Source organism: Rhodococcus sp. DMF-1, assembly GCF_021441945.1.
In the GTDB taxonomy this organism is placed as follows: domain Bacteria; phylum Actinomycetota; class Actinomycetes; order Mycobacteriales; family Mycobacteriaceae; genus Rhodococcus; species Rhodococcus ruber.
Map to the genome: position 1 here is coordinate 3442295 of NZ_CP090442.1, position 15518 is coordinate 3457812.

A 15518-nucleotide genomic window follows, 5' to 3' on the forward strand; every position below is an offset into this window, starting at 1 on the left:
GATGCCGAATGCATGAGGAGGAGTCATGGCAGAATTCCTCGGGTTGGGGATCACTCACTATCCCCTGCTCGCCGGCACCGACGAGCACATGGCTGGGCTACTGCGGTGGACCCTGACCGACCCGGACATCCCGGAAGACCTGAAGGATCCGGCGAACTGGCCGGCCCGGATGCGCCGCGAATGGGACGCCGACGGCGGCACAGCCGCCGCAGCCGCGCATCGCGCCGAGCTGGTCGAGCACCTCGCCCGGTGCAGGGCCGCACTCGACGAGTTCGAACCGGATCTCGTGGTGGTATGGGGTGACGACCAGTACGAGAACTTCCGCGAAGAGGTGGTGCCGCCGTTCTGCGTGCTGGCCTACGACGACCTCGAGGTCCCGGCGTTCGAGGTGATGAACGAGCGTGGCAGCCCCAATGCCTGGGGGCTACCCGACGACTTCACCATCACCCTGCACGGCGACCCGCACGCCGCGAGGAATCTGGCAAATGCCTTGATCGAGGACGGCTTCGACATGGCCTACTCGTACCGCAAGCGCGCCGAGGCTCACTTCCCGCACGCCATCCTCAACACACAGATCTTTCTCGACTACGAGAACGCGGGATCGAAACTCCCCTATCCGATCGTGCCGATCACCGTCAATTGCTATGGCCAGCACGCGATTGCCCGCAAGGGCGGCCTCGCTCGATTCGCCGACATCGCCGACGAACAGCTCGACCCGGTCGGCCCGACCCCGAACCGTTGCTTCGACCTCGGCGCCGCCGTGGCGCGCGCGTTCGCCGCGACCGACAAGCGGGTCGCCCTGGTGGCCTCGTCGAGCTGGTCGCATGCCTTCCTCACCGACAAGCTCTGGCATCTCCGCCCGGACACCCCGGTCGACGAGCGGCTCTACGACGCCTTCGTGCACGGGGACGTCGACACCTGGCGTGCAGTGAGCGGCGCCGAGATCGTCGAGTCCGGCCAGCACGAGATGCTCAACTGGTACTGCCTGCTCGGCGCAATGCACGAACTCGGGCTGCCCCTTACATGGTCCACCCTCGTCACCACCGACGTATTCAACTCCAACAAGTGCTTCGCCGTGTTCTCCGGCAAGCCCGACGATGCCTACGCCGGCGGTGCCGGTGGCCGGGCGGGACAGGAACCACGATGACCACCACCGACCTCGCCCAGGGCCGCCGAGTCGCCGTGCCCGGTGTTACCGCCGAGCCCATCGATACGTTCTACCTCGAGGCCGGCAGCGGCGATCCCGTTGTGCTGCTTCATGGATCCGGCCCCGGGGTGTCGGGCTGGGCGAACTGGCAGCACACGATTCCCGGGCTGGCCGAGCACTTCCGAGTGATCGCACCGGACACCGTGGGATACGGGGCCACCTCGCGTCCCGGGGACATCGTCTACTCACTTCGCACTTGGAGCGACCACATCCTCGGCCTGCTCGACGTGCTGGAACTCGATCGGGTGTCGCTCGTAGGCAACTCCCTGGGCGGACGGATGGCGCTCGACCTCGCCGAACGCCATCCGGAACGGATCTCCCGAATGGTCCTCATGGGTTCGCCCGGCGTCGGGATGACCGTGACCGACGGGCTGAAGGCTCTGCGCGCCTACGAACCCTCCCTGGAGAACATGCGGGCGCTGCTGCTCGACTACTTTGCGGTGAACCCGTCCATCATCACCGACGAGCTGGTCCGCATTCGCTACGAGGCGAGCCTGGAAACCTTCGACGCCTATCGCGCGATGTTCCTCGACCCCCGGCACAAAGGCAACGAACTCGGTATCACCGAGGAGCAAGTGCGGTCGATCCGCACGCCCTCGCTCCTGATTCACGGAAGGGAGGACAAGGTCGTGCCGCCGGAGGTCTCGTGGACCATGCTGCACCTGCTGCAGGACGCGGACCTGCACGTCTTCGCTCGTTGCGGGCACTGGACGCAGATCGAGCGGGCCGCGGAATTCAACGAACTCGTCGCGGACTTCCTGCGGGGCTGAGCGCCGTCACCCACTGTGCGGAGCACAGAGTTCGTTGTCGGCTGCGTCCGTTGGCAGCGACCACGCGAGGGACTTCGGGACGCCGGACAGCGGGAACCGCGGCCCGACTCGCGTGGAGTCGGGCCGCCGTTGTCTATGACACCTCCCGCTCCGGTGAGCGGTCAGGACTCAGCCGAAGGAGAAGTGGTGGCTGCCGACGAACCGGGTCTGCGCCGGGCCGGGGATCGAGACGTCGATCGACCCGACGCTCCGGTACACGTGGTCGTCGTCCTGACAGTCCGCGTCGACCGTGTAGTCGCCGTCGGGCACGTTCTCGAACTTCACGGTTTCGTAGTCGGCGTAGTAGATCTCGGCCACTCGCACGTCGGGGATTCCGTCGATCACCGCGTTGCAGTAGTGCGGGTAGTCCGCCTCGGGAGCCCGGTAGTAGATGAACTTGACCGTGATCGTGTTCTCCCGCACGCTCACGCTCCAGCTGCCGTACGGGTAGGGATCCACTGCTGATGCCGTGGGCGCGAGGCCCGTCATCAATGCGAGCGGCGCCGCGAGGGCGACCGCCGCGCGTCCGAGCTTCGAGCCCTTCATGGGCGTTCCTTTCGACCGTCGACCAGCCCGACCGGTTCAATGGTCGACCCAGGAACGGGTACAGGAACTGCAAAGCGCCGCAGTCGATCACAACCCGTGATCGACTGCGGTCGTCCGTCATCTCACCGTGACGCAGTGGGTCACGAAGCAGTCACGCCGTGGCATCGCCGGTGCAGCGCACGCACCTCGTCGACGAGTTCCGGCACCGGACCCTCGACCGTCACCCCGGGCGCGACCTCCCGGATCGGCAGAGACCGGACGGGCGCCGGCGGCACACCCAGCTCCTCGAGCCAGCGGGCGAGTTGCGCCGAGGACGCCACGTACACGACGCGTCCGAGCCCGACCCAGCCGTGCGCGGCCGCGCACATCGGGCAGTGCTCACCGGAGGTGTACACCGTCGCGCCGGCGCGCTCGGCCTCGCTCATATGTGCGGCGGCCCAGCGGGCCAGTTCGAACTCGGGATGCCTGGTCCGGTCGCCGCCCGCGACCCGGTTGCGGTCCTCCGCGAGCCGCGTGCCGTCGGCCGACACCAGCACCGAGCCGAACGGTTCGTCGCCGGCGTCGAGCGCCTCCCGTGCCAGCTCGACGCACCGTCGCAAGTGCGTCATCTCCGATTCGTCGATCACGTGGTCCTCCCGGTGTCGCGGTCGCCGACCGCATCATGTCACCGCGGTCGCCGACCGCATCATGTCACCGCGGCCGGCAGGCCGGTCTCAGCCCGCGCAGGTGTCCTCGTCGGGCATGCCGGCGAACCGCCGGTCCATCCAGTCCATCCCCTCCACGGCGGCGGGAAGCAGACCGATCCCGTGACCCGCGCCGGTCCCAGGCAGCACCGGCGGAATGGCGTAGCGCCGATAGGTGACGGATGTGCCTCCGGCACACCATTTCCCGACCATCGTGTCGACGCCGCTCACCTGGACGAAGTCGTCCGTCGCGTTCTGCGCGACGAATGTCGGGATCGTAGGGGCGATGTTGCCGAGTTCCTGCTCGCGCACGAGCGAGGCCCACGGTTCGGCGGCCAGGTGGTCGGCGATGGGCCGGCCGTCGACCGTGTACCAGGCCGTGGGGAAGAACGGGTTCATGCGGGGCGCGTCGTAGACGCAGTACGTCTCGGCGCGCGCGAGAATGTCGCGTCCGGCGGGATTGAACACTTCGAGCAGTTCCTCCCGCACCTGCGGATAGGCGGCCGCGAAGCCGTTGACGACCCAGCCGATCCCGCCGGAGAGCAGCGATCCGTCGCCGGCGACGGCGAGGTCGGCGAGCGACGCGGGCGGGGAACCCGCGACCGCGGCGACGACGGGCAGTTCGGGGGCGTAGGTGTCGGCCAGCTCCGCGGCCGCCGCCGACGACATGCCGCCCTGCGAGTAGCCCCAGAAGCCGATGCGGGTGTCCTCGTCGATACCGCGGTCGGTCAGTTGCAGCGCCGCACGGGCCATGTCGAGCATGGCGTGCCCCTGAGAGACGCGGTTCAGGTAGGGATGCCCACCGGGCGTGCCGAGGCCCTCGTAGTCGGTCATCGCGACGGCGTAGCCCCGCGCGAGCAGCGGCACGATGTGCAGGTATTCGTACTCCTGGAGGTGGTTCGTCAACTTCGACGGCGCGCACTGGTCGCCCATGCCCTGCGTGCCCGGACCGAGGACGACCGTCGGGCGCGGACCGTCGCCGGCCCAGGGCCGCGACGGCACGAATACCGTGCCGGTGACCGCGATCGGGCCGCCCGTGGCGTTCTCGCTGCGGTACATCACCCGGGTGGCGAGAGCGTCGAGCGCCGGTGCGACGACGGGCTCGGCGCGCAGGACGTCGCCGGCCGCGCCGCCGGGCAGCGGATCGGGTGGGAGGTAGAACGCGTCGTGGCCCGATGCGGACCCCGTGGGAGCGGCGGCCGCGACGGACCCTGCGACGAGTGGCGCCAGCAGCATCGTCAGGGCGGCGGTGAACAGGCGGGCGGTGGGCGTCGGCATGCCGAGCATTCTGCACACATATGTACTCCGAAGGAAGGCGCCGCGACGAGGTTTCTGAAACGAGTTCTACGATCGTTCCGGTGCTGCGGCCCGATGAGCGGGACGAGCGCCGCCGGCATTCTCCCGCCGCGGCTAGGGTCCGGGTCGCCGCTGTATCCGCAGGACGGAAGGGACGCGACCATGACCGTCGAAGAGCGACTGGCCCGGCTCGAGGCGCTCGAGGAGATCCGGATGCTCAAGCACCGGTACTTCCGTGCGTGCGACGCCAAGGACCCGGAGGGCATGCGCGCCTGCTTCGTCGCCGAGGGTGCCGACATCTACTACGGCCCCGCGCTGGGCAGCTTCGACGACGCCGACGGTCTCGTCGAGGTCTACGCCCGCCTCGCCCTCGAGCGCCTTGACGACCGGTACGTCATCCTCGACATGCACCACGGCATGCACCCGAGCATCGAGATCACCGGCGAGGGCACCGCCACCGGGGCGTGGACGCTGCGGTTCCGGCAGGTTGACCTGCGGGCCCGCACCGAGCGGGTCAGCGCACTCGACTACGACGACGACTACGTCGTCGAGGACGGACAATGGAAGATCGCCCGGTGCCACGTGCGGGTGCACTGGTCCATCGAACGCCCACTGACCGACGACGTGAAAGTGGCGCAGTGACATGCCCGAAGACATGACCGAACGCAAGGTAGCCCTCGTCACCGGCGCGAGCCGCAGCGTCGGCAAGGGCGTTGCGTGCACACTCGGCTCCGACGGCTGGACCGTCTACGTCACCGCCCGCGGCCCGGTCGGCACCGACGGCCCACTGGACCGCACCGCCGCCGAGGTCACCGCCCGCGGCGGGACCGGCATCGCCGTGCAGTGCGACCACACCGACGACGAGCAGATCCAGGCGCTGTTCCGGCGCATCGCCGACGAGCAGGGCGGCCGGCTGGACCTGCTGGTGAACAACGTGTGGGCCGGGCCGCCCGGTTTCGCGGGTTTCTCCGAGCCGTTCTGGCAGCGCCCACTCTCGGACTGGGACTCGCTCGTCGGCCTCGGGCTGCGTGCGCACTACGTCGCGTCCGTCGAGGCGGCGAAGCTCATGGTGCCGCGCGGCAGCGGAACGATCGTCAACATCTCCTCGTTCGGCACGCGCGGCTACCTACACTCGGTGCTGTACGGCATCTCGAAGGCGGGGCTGGACAAGATGGCCGCCGACATGGCCGTGGACCTGCGCGGGACCGGTGTGACCGCCCTGTCGGTGTGGCCGGGGCTGGTCAAGAACGAGGCCATGCTCGCCCGCGGCATCGACAACTTCGAGGGCTTCTCCCTCGCCAACGCCGAGACCCCCGAATTCGTCGGACGGGTGATCGTCGCGCTCGCGAACGACCCGAAGGTGAACAAGCGCAGCGGGCACACCCTGATCACCGCCGAGACCGCCCTCGACTACGGGGTCGTCGACGTCGAAGGCAATCAACCGGATTCGCACCGGGGGGCGTTCGGCGGCGGCCCGCTGTACTGATCCGCGGAGGGCGCCGAATCCTCTGTGGTCCCTCCCGGGAACGAGATAGCCTCCGGGAAAGGGCGAGAGGGCGGGCACCATGCACAGCGAGAAGATCCCCGTCGCCGGCTCCGGCGGCACGGAATCGACGGCGGTGCTGGATCTGCCGGGAGGCCCGCCGCGCGCGTTCGCACTGTTCGCCCACCGCTCCGGCACGGCAGCGTCGCGGATCTCGGAGACCCTCACCGAGCACGGCCTCGGCGTCCTGCGCGTCGGCTGCCAGGGCACCGCCTCGGAGTCCGAGGTCGCCGCTCTCGTGCACGCCGCGAATCACCTACGCGACCACTACGCCGCTCCCAGCGTCCTGATCGGCCACTCCTTCGGGGGCGCGGCCGTCCTCGCGGCGACCGAGCACGTGCCCGAGGCGCGAGCCGTGGTCACGATCGGCGCCCCTGCGGCGACCGAGCAGATCGACAAGCTCGGTGCCGCGCTGCTGGTGATGCACTCCCCCGACGACGACACCGTCGACATCGACAACGCCCGGCAGATCTTCGAGGCGGCCCGTCACCCCAAGTCCTTCCTGTCCGTCGACGGCGCCGACCACCTGCTCACCCGGAAGTCCGACGCCCGGTTCGTCGCCTCGACGCTGGCGGTCTGGGTGGGCAGGTACCTCGACGAGCACCCGCGGCCCGGGCCGCCCCCGGCCGAGGGCGTCGTCGAAGTCTCGTGGAACGGGGCCACCCGGTTCGGGCAGCGCATCGCCATGGGCCGGCACCTGATGACCGCCGACGAACCTACACCCGTGGGGGACGACACCGGGCCGTCACCGTACGACCTGCTGCTCGCCTCCCTCGGTGCCTGCACGTCGATGACGTTGCGCATGTACGCCGACCGCAAGCAGTGGCCGCTCGAGAACGTGTCGGTTTCCCTGCGCCACAGCCGGATCCACGCCGCTGACTGTGAGGACTGCGAGACCCGGACGGGGCGGCTCGACAGGATCGAACGCGTGATCCGGCTCGCCGGTGATCTCGACGAGCAACAGCGGCAGCGCCTGCTCGAGATCGCCGACCGCTGTCCGGTGCACCGGACCCTGCACTCGGAGATCGTGGTGGACACCGCCCTGGCAGCCGGTGATCGGACCGACGACGCGCCGTCCTGAACTCGCCCGTCACGCCAGGTGGCAGGCCACCTGCCCGCCCCCGGGCACCTCGGTGATCTCGGGACGGCGTTCCCGGCACACCGGCAGCACCTTCGGGCAGCGGGAACTGAATGCGCACCCGGCGGGCGGATTCGCCGGGTCGGGCAGCTCGCCCGTGAGCCGGATCCGTTCGCGGCGGCGCTGCCGTGCCGGATCCGGCACGGGCACCGCCGACAGCAGCGCCTGCGTGTACGGGTGCGCCGGCTCGGTGAACAGCCGCTCCGACGGACCCCACTCGACGATCCGGCCCAGGTACATCACCGCCGTGGTGTGGGCGATGTGCCGGACCACCGCGAGGTCGTGCGCGATGAACAGGTACGCGATGCCCAGCTCGGCGGAGAGCTCCTCGAGCAGCGCGATCACCTGGTTCTGGGTGGAGACGTCGAGGGCGCTCACCGCCTCGTCGGCGACGACCAGTTTCGGCTCCACCGCGATGGCCCGGGCGATGGCGATGCGCTGGCGCTGCCCGCCCGAGAACTCGTACGGGTAGCGCTCGGCGTGTTCGGGCCGCAGCCCCACCTGTTCGAGCAGCTGCTCGACCTTGCGGCGGCGGGCAGCGGCGTCGAGGTCGGTGTGCACCTCGAGCGGTTCGGCGACGGCGTCGCCGACCGTGCGCGACGGATCCAGCGACGAGTACGGGTCCTGGAACACCATCTGCATGTCGCGGCGCGCGGTGCGCAGCTCCGACTTTCCCAGGGCGGTGACGTCGACACCGTCGAGTACCACCGACCCGGCGGCGACGTCCACCAGCCGCAGGATGCCGCGCGCGGTGGTGGACTTCCCGGAGCCGGATTCTCCGACCAGGGCGAAGGTTTCGCCGGCCCGGATGTCGAACCCCACCTCGTCCACCGCGCGGATCGTGCGCTTCTTCGCGAACGCGCGCCCCCGCACCGGGAACTCGACCCGCAGACCCCGCACGCTCAGCAGCGGTGCGTTCCTGTCCTTCTCGACGATGGTCATCTGATGTTCGGCGCGGATACTGCCTCGTTCACGAGGGAGAGGAAGCGCCGTCCTCCTTTCGGGGGGAGCGGTGGGGTCGGGCGAACCTGTCGGTGGGGTCGGGCGAACCTGTCGGTGGGGTCGGTTAGCGTGCCGGCATGGGGGTCGAGGTGGTGCGCTACAACTACCGGTTGCGGCCGGGCACCATCGCCGAACATGCCCTGATGCAGGAGTGGCATCGCTGCCGGTTCCTGTGGAACGAGGCGGTGCACCAACACAAGGCCGGTCGCCGGCCGACGTTCGGGAAGCTGGCCAAGCAGTTGACCGAGGCGCGGGCCCGCTCGTCGTGGTTGCGGGACGGCTCCCAGGTCGCCCAGCAGCAGATGCTGCGTACCTACGCGCAGGCGTTGGACGCGTCGTTCACGGTCGAGGGCCGGGGCCGGCCGCGGTTCAAGGCGCGGAGGAAGACCCTGCCCTCGCTCGAGTACACCCGCCGCGGGTTCCGGATCCGCGACGGCCGGTTGGTGCTGCCCAAAGGCGTGAGTGTGCCGGTGGTGTGGTCGCGGGCACTGCCGTCGGAGCCGTCGAGTGTGCGCATCACCCGCGATTGCCTGGGGCACTGGTATGCCTCGTTCGTGGTGACCCGCGAGGCCGAGCCGATCCCGGCCGCCGACCCGAACAGCGCGGTCGGGATCGACTGGGGCGTGGCCCGCACCGCGACGGCCACCGAGGAGCGGTTCGACCTGCCGCAGCACGGGCACCGGAGACGGTGTGCGGCGCAGGTGGCGAGAGCGCAGCGGACGATGGCGCGGCGCCGCCGAGGCACGGGGCACCCACCCTCGAGGGGCTATCGCCGGGCCCGCACCCGGGCCGCGAAGGTGCAGAAGAAAGCGGCCCGGCGCAGCCGGCACGACGGCCGGATCTGGGCCCGGGCCGTGGTCGAGGCGCATCATCTGGTCGCGGTGGAGGATTTCCGACCCCGGTTCCTGTCGAGGTCGACGATGGCGCGCACGGCCGCCGATGCCGCGGTCGCGACGGTGAAACGGGAGTTGATCGAGCGGGGCAGGCGGGCCGGCCGGAAGGTGGTGCTGGTGCGGCCCGCGTACACGACCATGACGTGTTCGAGGTGTTTCGCGAGAGCCAAGCAACGCCTCGGACTCGAGGAACGTATCTTCCGGTGCTGGGCGTGCGGGCATACCGCGTGCCGGGACCGGAACGCTGCCAGAGTGATTCTGGCTGTGGCGGAGCGTGGCCACACCGGTGTCGACGACGTGAGTCAAGCGGATCACCTCCCTCCCGGTGGTGGTGCGGTTGCGGTCTGAGTCGGGAATCTCCTGCCTTCAGGGAAGGAGAGACGTTAAGCGGTCCCCTCCAGGATCAGGTCGGTCACCCGGGCGCAGCGCGCCGTCCGGTCGTCGCCCACGGCGAGCAGCGGCACGTCGCCGGCGCACTCGTCGGCGCGGTGGGGGCAGCGCGGCGCGAACCGGCAGCCGACGGGGATCGAGCCGGGCGGCGGCGGCGAGCCGGCGATGGTGTGCAGTTCGCTGCGCCCGCCGACGTCGGGCACCGAACGCAGCAGGCCCGCGGTGTACGGGTGGCGGGGCGTCGCGTACAGCGGCTCGGTCCGTGCTCGTTCGACGACCTGCCCCGCGTACATCACGACGACCTCGGTGCACAGGTCGGCGACCACCCCGAGGTCGTGGGTCACGAACAGCACGCCCATCCCGAACCGGCCGGCCATCTCGCGGATCAGGTCGAGCACCTGCGCCTGGATGGTGACGTCGAGCGCGGTGGTGGGTTCGTCGGCGATGAGCAGCTTCGGTTCGCACGCCAGCGCCATCGCGATCATCACCCGCTGCCGCATGCCGCCGGAGAACTCGTGCGGGTACTGCCGGATCCGGCGGGCGGCGTCGGGGATGCCGACGAGGTCGAGCACCTCGACCGCGCGGGCCGTCGCCGCCTTCCGGTTGACGCGGCGGTGCCGCCGTACCACTTCGGCGATCTGGTCGCCGACCGTGAACACCGGGTTCAGGCTCGTCATCGGCTCCTGGAAGATCATGGCGATGTCGTTGCCGCGCACCGCTTCCAGTTCGCGCGACGGCATGTTCAGCAGGTCGCGGCCCTGGAAGCGGATGTGACCGGCGACGGTGCGGGACTGCCGGGGCGGCAGCAGCCGCAGCACCGACGAGCAGGTGACGGACTTGCCGGAGCCGGATTCGCCGACGAGGCCGACGAGTTGCCCGGCCGCGACGTCGAAGGAGACGTCCTGCAGCACCGGCGTCCAGCCGGACGCGGTGGCGAACTCGACGCCGAGACCGTCGACGCTCAACAGGGGTTCGGTCACTTCTCGCTCCGATTCTCGCGGCCCACCGAATCGCGGATCCCGTCGCCGAGGGTGTTGCAGGCGAGCACGGCGAGGATGATCGCGACGGCGGGGATCAGCACGGGCCAGGCGGTGTAGTTCCACGCCTCGCGGCCCTCGGCCAGCATCCGCCCCCAGCTCGGGTCCGGTGGTTGCACGCCGAGTCCGAGGAAGCTGAGCGAGGATTCGGCGAGCATCGCGAAGCCGCACGCGAGGCTGATCTGCACGATGAGCGGGGAGAGGGTGTGCGGGAGGATGTGCTGGCGCACGATCCGCGCGGTGGGGGTGCCGATGCTGCGGGACGCCTCGATGAAGGTGTTCTCCCGCACCGCGATCACCGCGCCGCGCACGACGCGGAAGAACCTCGGGCCGAACACGATTCCGATCGCGAACATGGCGTTGGTGAGGTCGGGTCCCATGACGCCGACGATCGCCATCGCCAGCAGCAACGGCGGGAAGCTGAGGAACGCGTCGGCGATGCGGGAGAGCAGCGCGTCCCAGCGGCCGCCGAGGAACCCGGCCACGAGGGCGGGGATCACGCCGATGAGCAGGCCGACCGTCACCGAGATCGCCGCGGCGGTGACCGCGACGCGGGCGCCGTACAGCAACCGCGACAGGGTGTCCCGGCCGAGGTTGTCGGTGCCGAGCAGGTAGCCGTCGGACAGCGGCGGCAGCCGGCGGGCCGTGAGTTCCTGCACCAGCGGGTCGTGCGGGGCGATCAACGGGGCGGCGAGCCCGAGCACGGTGATCAGGGCCAGGAACACCGCCGCGGCGACGGCGGCCCGCCGGCCCCGGAACCGGCGCAGGAACCGGCGGCGCGGCGATTCGACGGCGGCCGGCGCCGCCTCCACGACGGGCTGCGAGGGGGTGAGGGTGTCGCTCATGCCGCGCTCCTGGTCCGAGGGTTGAGGTACCCGTACGAGATGTCGACGAGCAGGCTCATCACGACGGTGGCGAAGACACCGAAGATGACGACGCCCTGGATGGCGGGCAGGTCGCCGGACAGCACCGCCTGCACGGCGAAGTCGCCGAGTCCCTTGAGCCCGAACACCGACTCGATGACGGCCGTGCCGCCGAGCAGGAACGCGATCTGCATGCCGAGCACGGTCGCGGTGGGGATGAACGCGTTCTTCAGGGCGTGCTTCCACAGGACCGAGCGCCGCCCGAGTCCCTTGGCGGTGGCGGTGCGCACGAAGTCCTGCTGCATCACCTCGATCATGGAACTGCGCAACTGGCGGGCGATCTCGGCGGCGGCGGCGAGGCCCAGCGCGATCGCCGGCAGCAACAGGTGACTGAGCCACGGCCACACGCCCTTGGCGAGCGGGGTGTAGCCGGTGGCGGGCAGCACCCTCAGTTGCAGCGCGAAGACGAGGACCAGGATGAGGCCGAGGACGAAGTTCGGGGTCGCGACGCCCAGGGTGGAGCCGACGCTGGTGGCGCGGTCCTGCCAGCTGCCCGGCCGGCTGCCGCCGACGATGCCGGCCGGGATGCCGACGGCCAGCGCGACGAGCACCGCCACCAGGGTCAGGGACACGGTGACCGGCAGCCGGTCGACGATCATCTCGAGCACGGGCGCCTTGTAGGTGAAGCTGGTGCCCAGATCACCCCGCACCAGTCCGCCGAGGAAGTCGGCGTACTGCACGACGACGGGCTGGTCGAGCCCGAGTTCGGTGCGCACCAGTTCGATCTGTTCGGGTGTCGCGGTCTCACCGGCGATCCGGTGTGCGGGATCGCCGGGGATCAGGAAGATCAGGCCGAAGGTGATGGCGGTGGCGATCAGCAGCAGCGGTAGCACCGCGAGCAGCCGTTGCCCGATCAATCGAAGCATCCTGCCGGTCCTTTACATCTGTCGAGGTGTCGCTCGGGGCGGTGCCGCCGCGGTCATTCGGCGGCGGTGAGGCCGATCCCTCCCCATTCGTCCAGTGCGCGGTACGGCTGGTAGCCGACGACCCGGTCGGTGAGGGTGGCGCCGAGGTCGGAGAAGGCCAGGGGGATCATCAGTGCCTGGTCCACGACCGTGGCGGAGACCTCGCCGAGGAGCTGTCCGCGGGCCTGCTGGTCCGGTTCGGCGTTCGCGGCGGCCAGGGCCTCGGCGAAACCGGGGGTGACGTCGTGCGACGGGTTCTGCGGCGAGTCCGGGGCGAAGTACGTGGTCAGCAGCAGCGACGGATCGGCCCGTCCGGAGAAGGTGGTCAGCACGGCGTCGAGCTCACCGCGGTTGAAGACCGGCGACATCTCGGCGGGGCTGAGCAGCCGGATCTGCATGGTGACGCCGATCGCGTCGAGTTGCTGCTGGACGATCTGCGCGATCCGCTCGTTCTCGGGCAGGTTCATCACCCCGGCGGTGAAGGTGAACCCGTCCGGCAGTCCGGCCGCCGCGAGTGTCTCGCGGGCGGCCCGCTCGTCGTAGGCGTAGCGGTCGGCCAGCTCCGGGTTGTAGGCGAAGTAGCCCTGCGGGAAGTTCTGGCTGGCCGCCTCGCCGTGACCTTCGAGGGCGGAGCCGACGAGGGCCTGCCGGTCGATCGCGGTGCTCAGCGCCCGGCGCACGTCCACCTTGCCGAATTCGCTGCGGGTGCGGTTGAAGTGCAGGACGTAGTGGTTCAGGCTCGTCTGCACCTGCGAGTTCAGCCCCTGGGCGGCAGCGGGGTCGATCGAGAGCGGGGTGGCCATCGCGATGTCGAGTTCGCCCGACGCCAGCGCGTTGATGCGGGTCTGCGGGTCGGTGACGACTTCCCATTCGAAACGCTCGGCGGTCACCGATGCCGGATCCCAGTAACCGTCCCAGGCCGCGAAGTCGTACGACGCGCCGGGCTGCGCGTCGGCCACGGTGTACCGGCCCGCACCGACCGGCCGCAGCACCAGGGCGGCGTCCTTGTCCGGCGTGCCGAAGGCATTCGGGCTGACCATCATTCCCGGCAGATCGGACAGCGTCAGGACGAGTTGCGTGCCGGGCCCGTTCAACCGCAGCACCACCGTGGTGGGATCGGGGGTCTCGATCGCCTCGACCGGAGCGAGCATCGTCGTGGTGATCGAGTCCGGCTCCTGGGCGCGTTCGAGATTGGCCCGGACCGCCTGTGCGTCCAGCGGGGTGCCGTCCTGGAACTGCAGGCCCTCCCGCAGACGGAAGGTGAGGGTGCGCCCGTCGTCGGAGAACTCCCACGACTCGGCCAGTCCCGGAATCGGATTCGCGTCCCGGTCGCGGTGCACCAACCGGTCGTACACCTGGGTCAGCATGATGTTGTCCTGCGCGACCCGGGTCTTGTGCGGGTCGAACGACGACGCCCCGTAGGTGGTCGCGTACCGCAGCGTCGCCTGCGGATCGACGACGTCGGACGGCGCGGTGCCGGCGGAACCGCACCCGGCGAGGAGCGCGACGGCCAGCGCGGCGCCCAGGGCGAGTCTCGTGCGACGAGCCATGATGTTCTCCGTTTCTCGGCGGGGGATGGAGACGGGCGTTACGGCGCGGCCACTCCCACTCCGCGCCACTCGTCGAGCACCCGGCTCGGCTCGTAGCCGACGACGGTGCCGGAGGTGATCGCGCCGAGTTCGGCGAACGCGACGGGCAGCATCGCGGCGTGGTCCATCACCACGGCGTTGACCTCCCCGAGCAGGGCGGCACGTTCGTCGGGGTCGGTGGCCCGGTTGGCCGCCTCCATCGCCGCCCGGAAGCCGGGGATGTCGTCGTGCGACGGGTTCTGCGGCGAGTCCTGCCCGTAGTACGAGGTCAGCAGCAGCGACGGTTCGGCGCGCCCGGTCAGGGTGGTGAGGATGGCGTCGAGTTCGCCGCGGTTGAACGCGGGATTGAGGTCGGTCGGCGTCATCGACCGGATCTCCATCGTGATGCCCACCCGCGCGAGCTGTTCCTGCATGATCTGCGCGATGAGCTGGTTCTCCGGCAGGTTCGACGCACCGGCGACGAACGAGAACCCGTTCGGCACGCCGGCCTGCGCGAGCAGGGCCTTCGCGCGTTCGGGGTCGAAGGCGTACTGGCCGTCGAGGGCGGCGTTGTGCGCGAAGTACCCCGTGGGGAAGTTCTGGCTGGCCGCCTCGCCGTGCCCCTCGAGGGCGGTTTCGACCACGGCCTCCCGGTCGACGGCGTGGGCGAGGGCCTGCCGCACCTCGAGGCGGCCGAATTCGCTGCGGGTCCGGTTGAGGTTGAGCACGTAGTTGTTGAGGGTGGTCTGCACGTGCGACTCGAGGCCCTGCTGCTCGGCCGGGTCGACGGACAGCGGCGTGGCGATCGCGGCGTCGAGCTGACCGGAGGCCACCGCGCTCACCCGGGTCTGCGGATCGGTCATCACGATCCACTCGAAGGCGCGGGCCTGCACCGCGTCCGGATCCCAGTAGCCGTCCCGGGCGACGAACTCGTACTGCGCACCGGGCTGTGCCTGCGCGACGGTGTAGCGGCCGGTGCCGGCGGGAGTCAGCACCAGGGCGGCGTCCTTGTCGGGGGTGCCGAACGCGTTGGGATCGACCATCATTCCGGGCAGATCGGAGAGGGTCAGCACGAGCTGCCCACCTGGTCCGTCGAGCCGCAGCACCACGGTCTGCGGGTCGGGGGCCTCGACCGCGGCGACACCGGCGAGCATGGCGGCGGTGATCGAGTCGGGCTGCATCGCGCGTTCGAGGTTGGCCACCACCGCGGCCGCGTCGAACGGGGTGCCGTCGGAGAACGTCACGCCCTGCCGCAGGCGCAGCGTCAGGGTGGAGCCGTCGTCGGCGAACTCCCACGACTCGGCCAGGCCGGGAATCGGGTTCGCGTCCCGGTCACGGTGCACCAGCCGGTCGTAGACCAAATTGAGCATGATCGAGTCGCTGGTGATTCTCGTCTTGTGCGGGTCGAACGACGACGCGCCGTAGGTGGTGGCGTAGCGCAACGTCGCGTTCGGGTCGGCGGTCTGCGCGGCGTCCGTCGCCGCGGAGCTGCCGCACCCGGCCACCGCGACGGCGACGGCGAGCACGGACAGGGCGGCCTTCATCGATCTGCGAAACATGACAGTCCTCGGGGTGATT

General features: G+C 70.2%; 15 protein-coding genes. 6 read left to right on the forward strand and 9 right to left on the reverse strand.

Features of this window, described 5'->3' with window-relative positions; genetic code table 11:
- Nucleotides 1-25: 25 nt before the first annotated feature.
- Both LZP97_RS15580 and LZP97_RS15585 read left to right on the forward strand, forming a co-directional pair.
- Entirely contained in the window at nucleotides 26-1147 is a 1122-nt protein-coding gene (locus tag LZP97_RS15580; protein WP_010593413.1) for an extradiol ring-cleavage dioxygenase class III protein subunit B, read from the forward strand.
- Nucleotides 1144-1977, forward strand: coding sequence for an alpha/beta fold hydrolase (locus LZP97_RS15585; RefSeq protein ID WP_010593414.1), 834 nt, complete (start codon nucleotides 1144-1146; stop codon nucleotides 1975-1977). The genes LZP97_RS15580 and LZP97_RS15585 overlap by 4 nt, the downstream gene beginning before the upstream one ends.
- Before the next feature lie 168 nt (nucleotides 1978-2145).
- On the opposite strand, the gene LZP97_RS15590 is transcribed toward LZP97_RS15585, so the two are convergent.
- From LZP97_RS15590 to LZP97_RS15600, 3 genes are all read right to left on the reverse strand, one after another.
- On the reverse strand, nucleotides 2146-2562 hold the full coding sequence (locus LZP97_RS15590) for a hypothetical protein (RefSeq protein ID WP_010593415.1): 417 nt from the start codon (nucleotides 2560-2562) through the stop codon (nucleotides 2146-2148).
- Nucleotides 2563-2702: 140 nt separating this feature from the next.
- The gene (locus LZP97_RS15595; protein WP_017679942.1) at nucleotides 2703-3188 is read right to left on the reverse strand and encodes a nucleoside deaminase; all 486 of its coding nucleotides are present in this window, start codon (nucleotides 3186-3188) and stop codon (nucleotides 2703-2705) included.
- Between the two features lie 87 nt (nucleotides 3189-3275).
- Nucleotides 3276-4532: a lipase family protein gene (locus LZP97_RS15600; protein WP_017679941.1), complete on the reverse strand. Its 1257-nt coding sequence runs from the start codon at nucleotides 4530-4532 to the stop codon at nucleotides 3276-3278.
- Between the two features lie 171 nt (nucleotides 4533-4703).
- On the opposite strand from LZP97_RS15600, the gene LZP97_RS15605 reads away from it, so the two are divergent.
- The 3 genes from LZP97_RS15605 (at nucleotide 4704) to LZP97_RS15615 (ending at nucleotide 7165) form a co-directional block, all read left to right on the forward strand.
- Nucleotides 4704-5183, forward strand: coding sequence for a nuclear transport factor 2 family protein (locus LZP97_RS15605; RefSeq protein ID WP_210063008.1), 480 nt, complete (start codon nucleotides 4704-4706; stop codon nucleotides 5181-5183).
- Between the two features lie 13 nt (nucleotides 5184-5196).
- Nucleotides 5197-6027: an SDR family NAD(P)-dependent oxidoreductase gene (locus LZP97_RS15610; RefSeq protein ID WP_210063009.1), complete on the forward strand. Its 831-nt coding sequence runs from the start codon at nucleotides 5197-5199 to the stop codon at nucleotides 6025-6027.
- 79 nt (nucleotides 6028-6106) lie between these two features.
- On the forward strand, nucleotides 6107-7165 hold the full coding sequence (locus LZP97_RS15615; RefSeq protein ID WP_040270234.1) for a bifunctional alpha/beta hydrolase/OsmC family protein: 1059 nt from the start codon (nucleotides 6107-6109) through the stop codon (nucleotides 7163-7165).
- Between the two features lie 9 nt (nucleotides 7166-7174).
- On the opposite strand, the gene LZP97_RS15620 is transcribed toward LZP97_RS15615, so the two are convergent.
- The gene (locus LZP97_RS15620) at nucleotides 7175-8164 is read right to left on the reverse strand and encodes an ABC transporter ATP-binding protein (protein ID WP_040270232.1); all 990 of its coding nucleotides are present in this window, start codon (nucleotides 8162-8164) and stop codon (nucleotides 7175-7177) included.
- A 137-nt stretch (nucleotides 8165-8301) separates the two neighbouring features.
- Here LZP97_RS15620 and LZP97_RS15625 point away from each other — a divergent pair, with 137 nt between their 5' ends.
- Nucleotides 8302-9465 (forward strand): RNA-guided endonuclease InsQ/TnpB family protein, encoded by a 1164-nt coding sequence (locus LZP97_RS15625; protein WP_234574752.1) that lies wholly within the window; start codon nucleotides 8302-8304, stop codon nucleotides 9463-9465.
- Nucleotides 9466-9500: 35 nt separating this feature from the next.
- On the opposite strand, the gene LZP97_RS15630 is transcribed toward LZP97_RS15625, so the two are convergent.
- The 5 genes from LZP97_RS15630 to LZP97_RS15650 are packed head-to-tail and all read right to left on the reverse strand — an operon-like array spanning nucleotide 9501 to nucleotide 15484.
- Nucleotides 9501-10487 (reverse strand): ABC transporter ATP-binding protein, encoded by a 987-nt coding sequence (locus tag LZP97_RS15630; RefSeq protein WP_210063011.1) that lies wholly within the window; start codon nucleotides 10485-10487, stop codon nucleotides 9501-9503.
- Nucleotides 10484-11389, reverse strand: a complete 906-nt coding sequence (locus LZP97_RS15635) for an ABC transporter permease (RefSeq protein ID WP_017679934.1) — start codon at nucleotides 11387-11389, stop codon at nucleotides 10484-10486. The genes LZP97_RS15630 and LZP97_RS15635 overlap by 4 nt, the downstream gene beginning before the upstream one ends.
- Complete coding sequence (locus LZP97_RS15640) at nucleotides 11386-12333, reverse strand: ABC transporter permease (RefSeq protein ID WP_026137578.1); 948 nt, start codon at nucleotides 12331-12333, stop codon at nucleotides 11386-11388. The genes LZP97_RS15635 and LZP97_RS15640 overlap by 4 nt, the downstream gene beginning before the upstream one ends.
- 53 nt (nucleotides 12334-12386) lie before the next feature.
- Nucleotides 12387-13922 carry an ABC transporter substrate-binding protein gene (locus tag LZP97_RS15645; protein WP_040270226.1) on the reverse strand — a complete coding sequence of 512 codons (1536 nt, stop codon included), beginning with the start codon at nucleotides 13920-13922 and terminating at the stop codon, nucleotides 12387-12389.
- Between the two features lie 38 nt (nucleotides 13923-13960).
- Entirely contained in the window at nucleotides 13961-15484 is a 1524-nt protein-coding gene (locus LZP97_RS15650) for an ABC transporter substrate-binding protein (protein WP_102031481.1), read from the reverse strand.
- Nucleotides 15485-15518 lie beyond the last annotated feature (34 nt).

Bases quoted from the DNA above. Each gene is read 5' to 3' on its own strand.
- LZP97_RS15635 (WP_017679934.1), bottom strand. From the start codon at position 11,389: ATGAGCGACACCCTCACCCCCTCGCAGCCCGTCGTGGAGGCGGCGCCG.
- LZP97_RS15585 (WP_010593414.1), top strand. From the start codon at position 1,144: ATGACCACCACCGACCTCGCCCAGGGCCGCCGAGTCGCCGTGCCCGGT.
- LZP97_RS15615 (WP_040270234.1), top strand. From the start codon at position 6,107: ATGCACAGCGAGAAGATCCCCGTCGCCGGCTCCGGCGGCACGGAATCG.
- LZP97_RS15580 (WP_010593413.1), top strand. From the start codon at position 26: ATGGCAGAATTCCTCGGGTTGGGGATCACTCACTATCCCCTGCTCGCC.
- LZP97_RS15645 (WP_040270226.1), bottom strand. From the start codon at position 13,922: ATGGCTCGTCGCACGAGACTCGCCCTGGGCGCCGCGCTGGCCGTCGCG.
- LZP97_RS15605 (WP_210063008.1), top strand. From the start codon at position 4,704: ATGACCGTCGAAGAGCGACTGGCCCGGCTCGAGGCGCTCGAGGAGATC.
- LZP97_RS15650 (WP_102031481.1), bottom strand. From the start codon at position 15,484: ATGAAGGCCGCCCTGTCCGTGCTCGCCGTCGCCGTCGCGGTGGCCGGG.
- LZP97_RS15620 (WP_040270232.1), bottom strand. From the start codon at position 8,164: ATGACCATCGTCGAGAAGGACAGGAACGCACCGCTGCTGAGCGTGCGG.
- LZP97_RS15600 (WP_017679941.1), bottom strand. From the start codon at position 4,532: ATGCTCGGCATGCCGACGCCCACCGCCCGCCTGTTCACCGCCGCCCTG.
- LZP97_RS15610 (WP_210063009.1), top strand. From the start codon at position 5,197: ATGACCGAACGCAAGGTAGCCCTCGTCACCGGCGCGAGCCGCAGCGTC.
- LZP97_RS15590 (WP_010593415.1), bottom strand. From the start codon at position 2,562: ATGAAGGGCTCGAAGCTCGGACGCGCGGCGGTCGCCCTCGCGGCGCCG.
- LZP97_RS15640 (WP_026137578.1), bottom strand. From the start codon at position 12,333: ATGCTTCGATTGATCGGGCAACGGCTGCTCGCGGTGCTACCGCTGCTG.
- LZP97_RS15625 (WP_234574752.1), top strand. From the start codon at position 8,302: ATGGGGGTCGAGGTGGTGCGCTACAACTACCGGTTGCGGCCGGGCACC.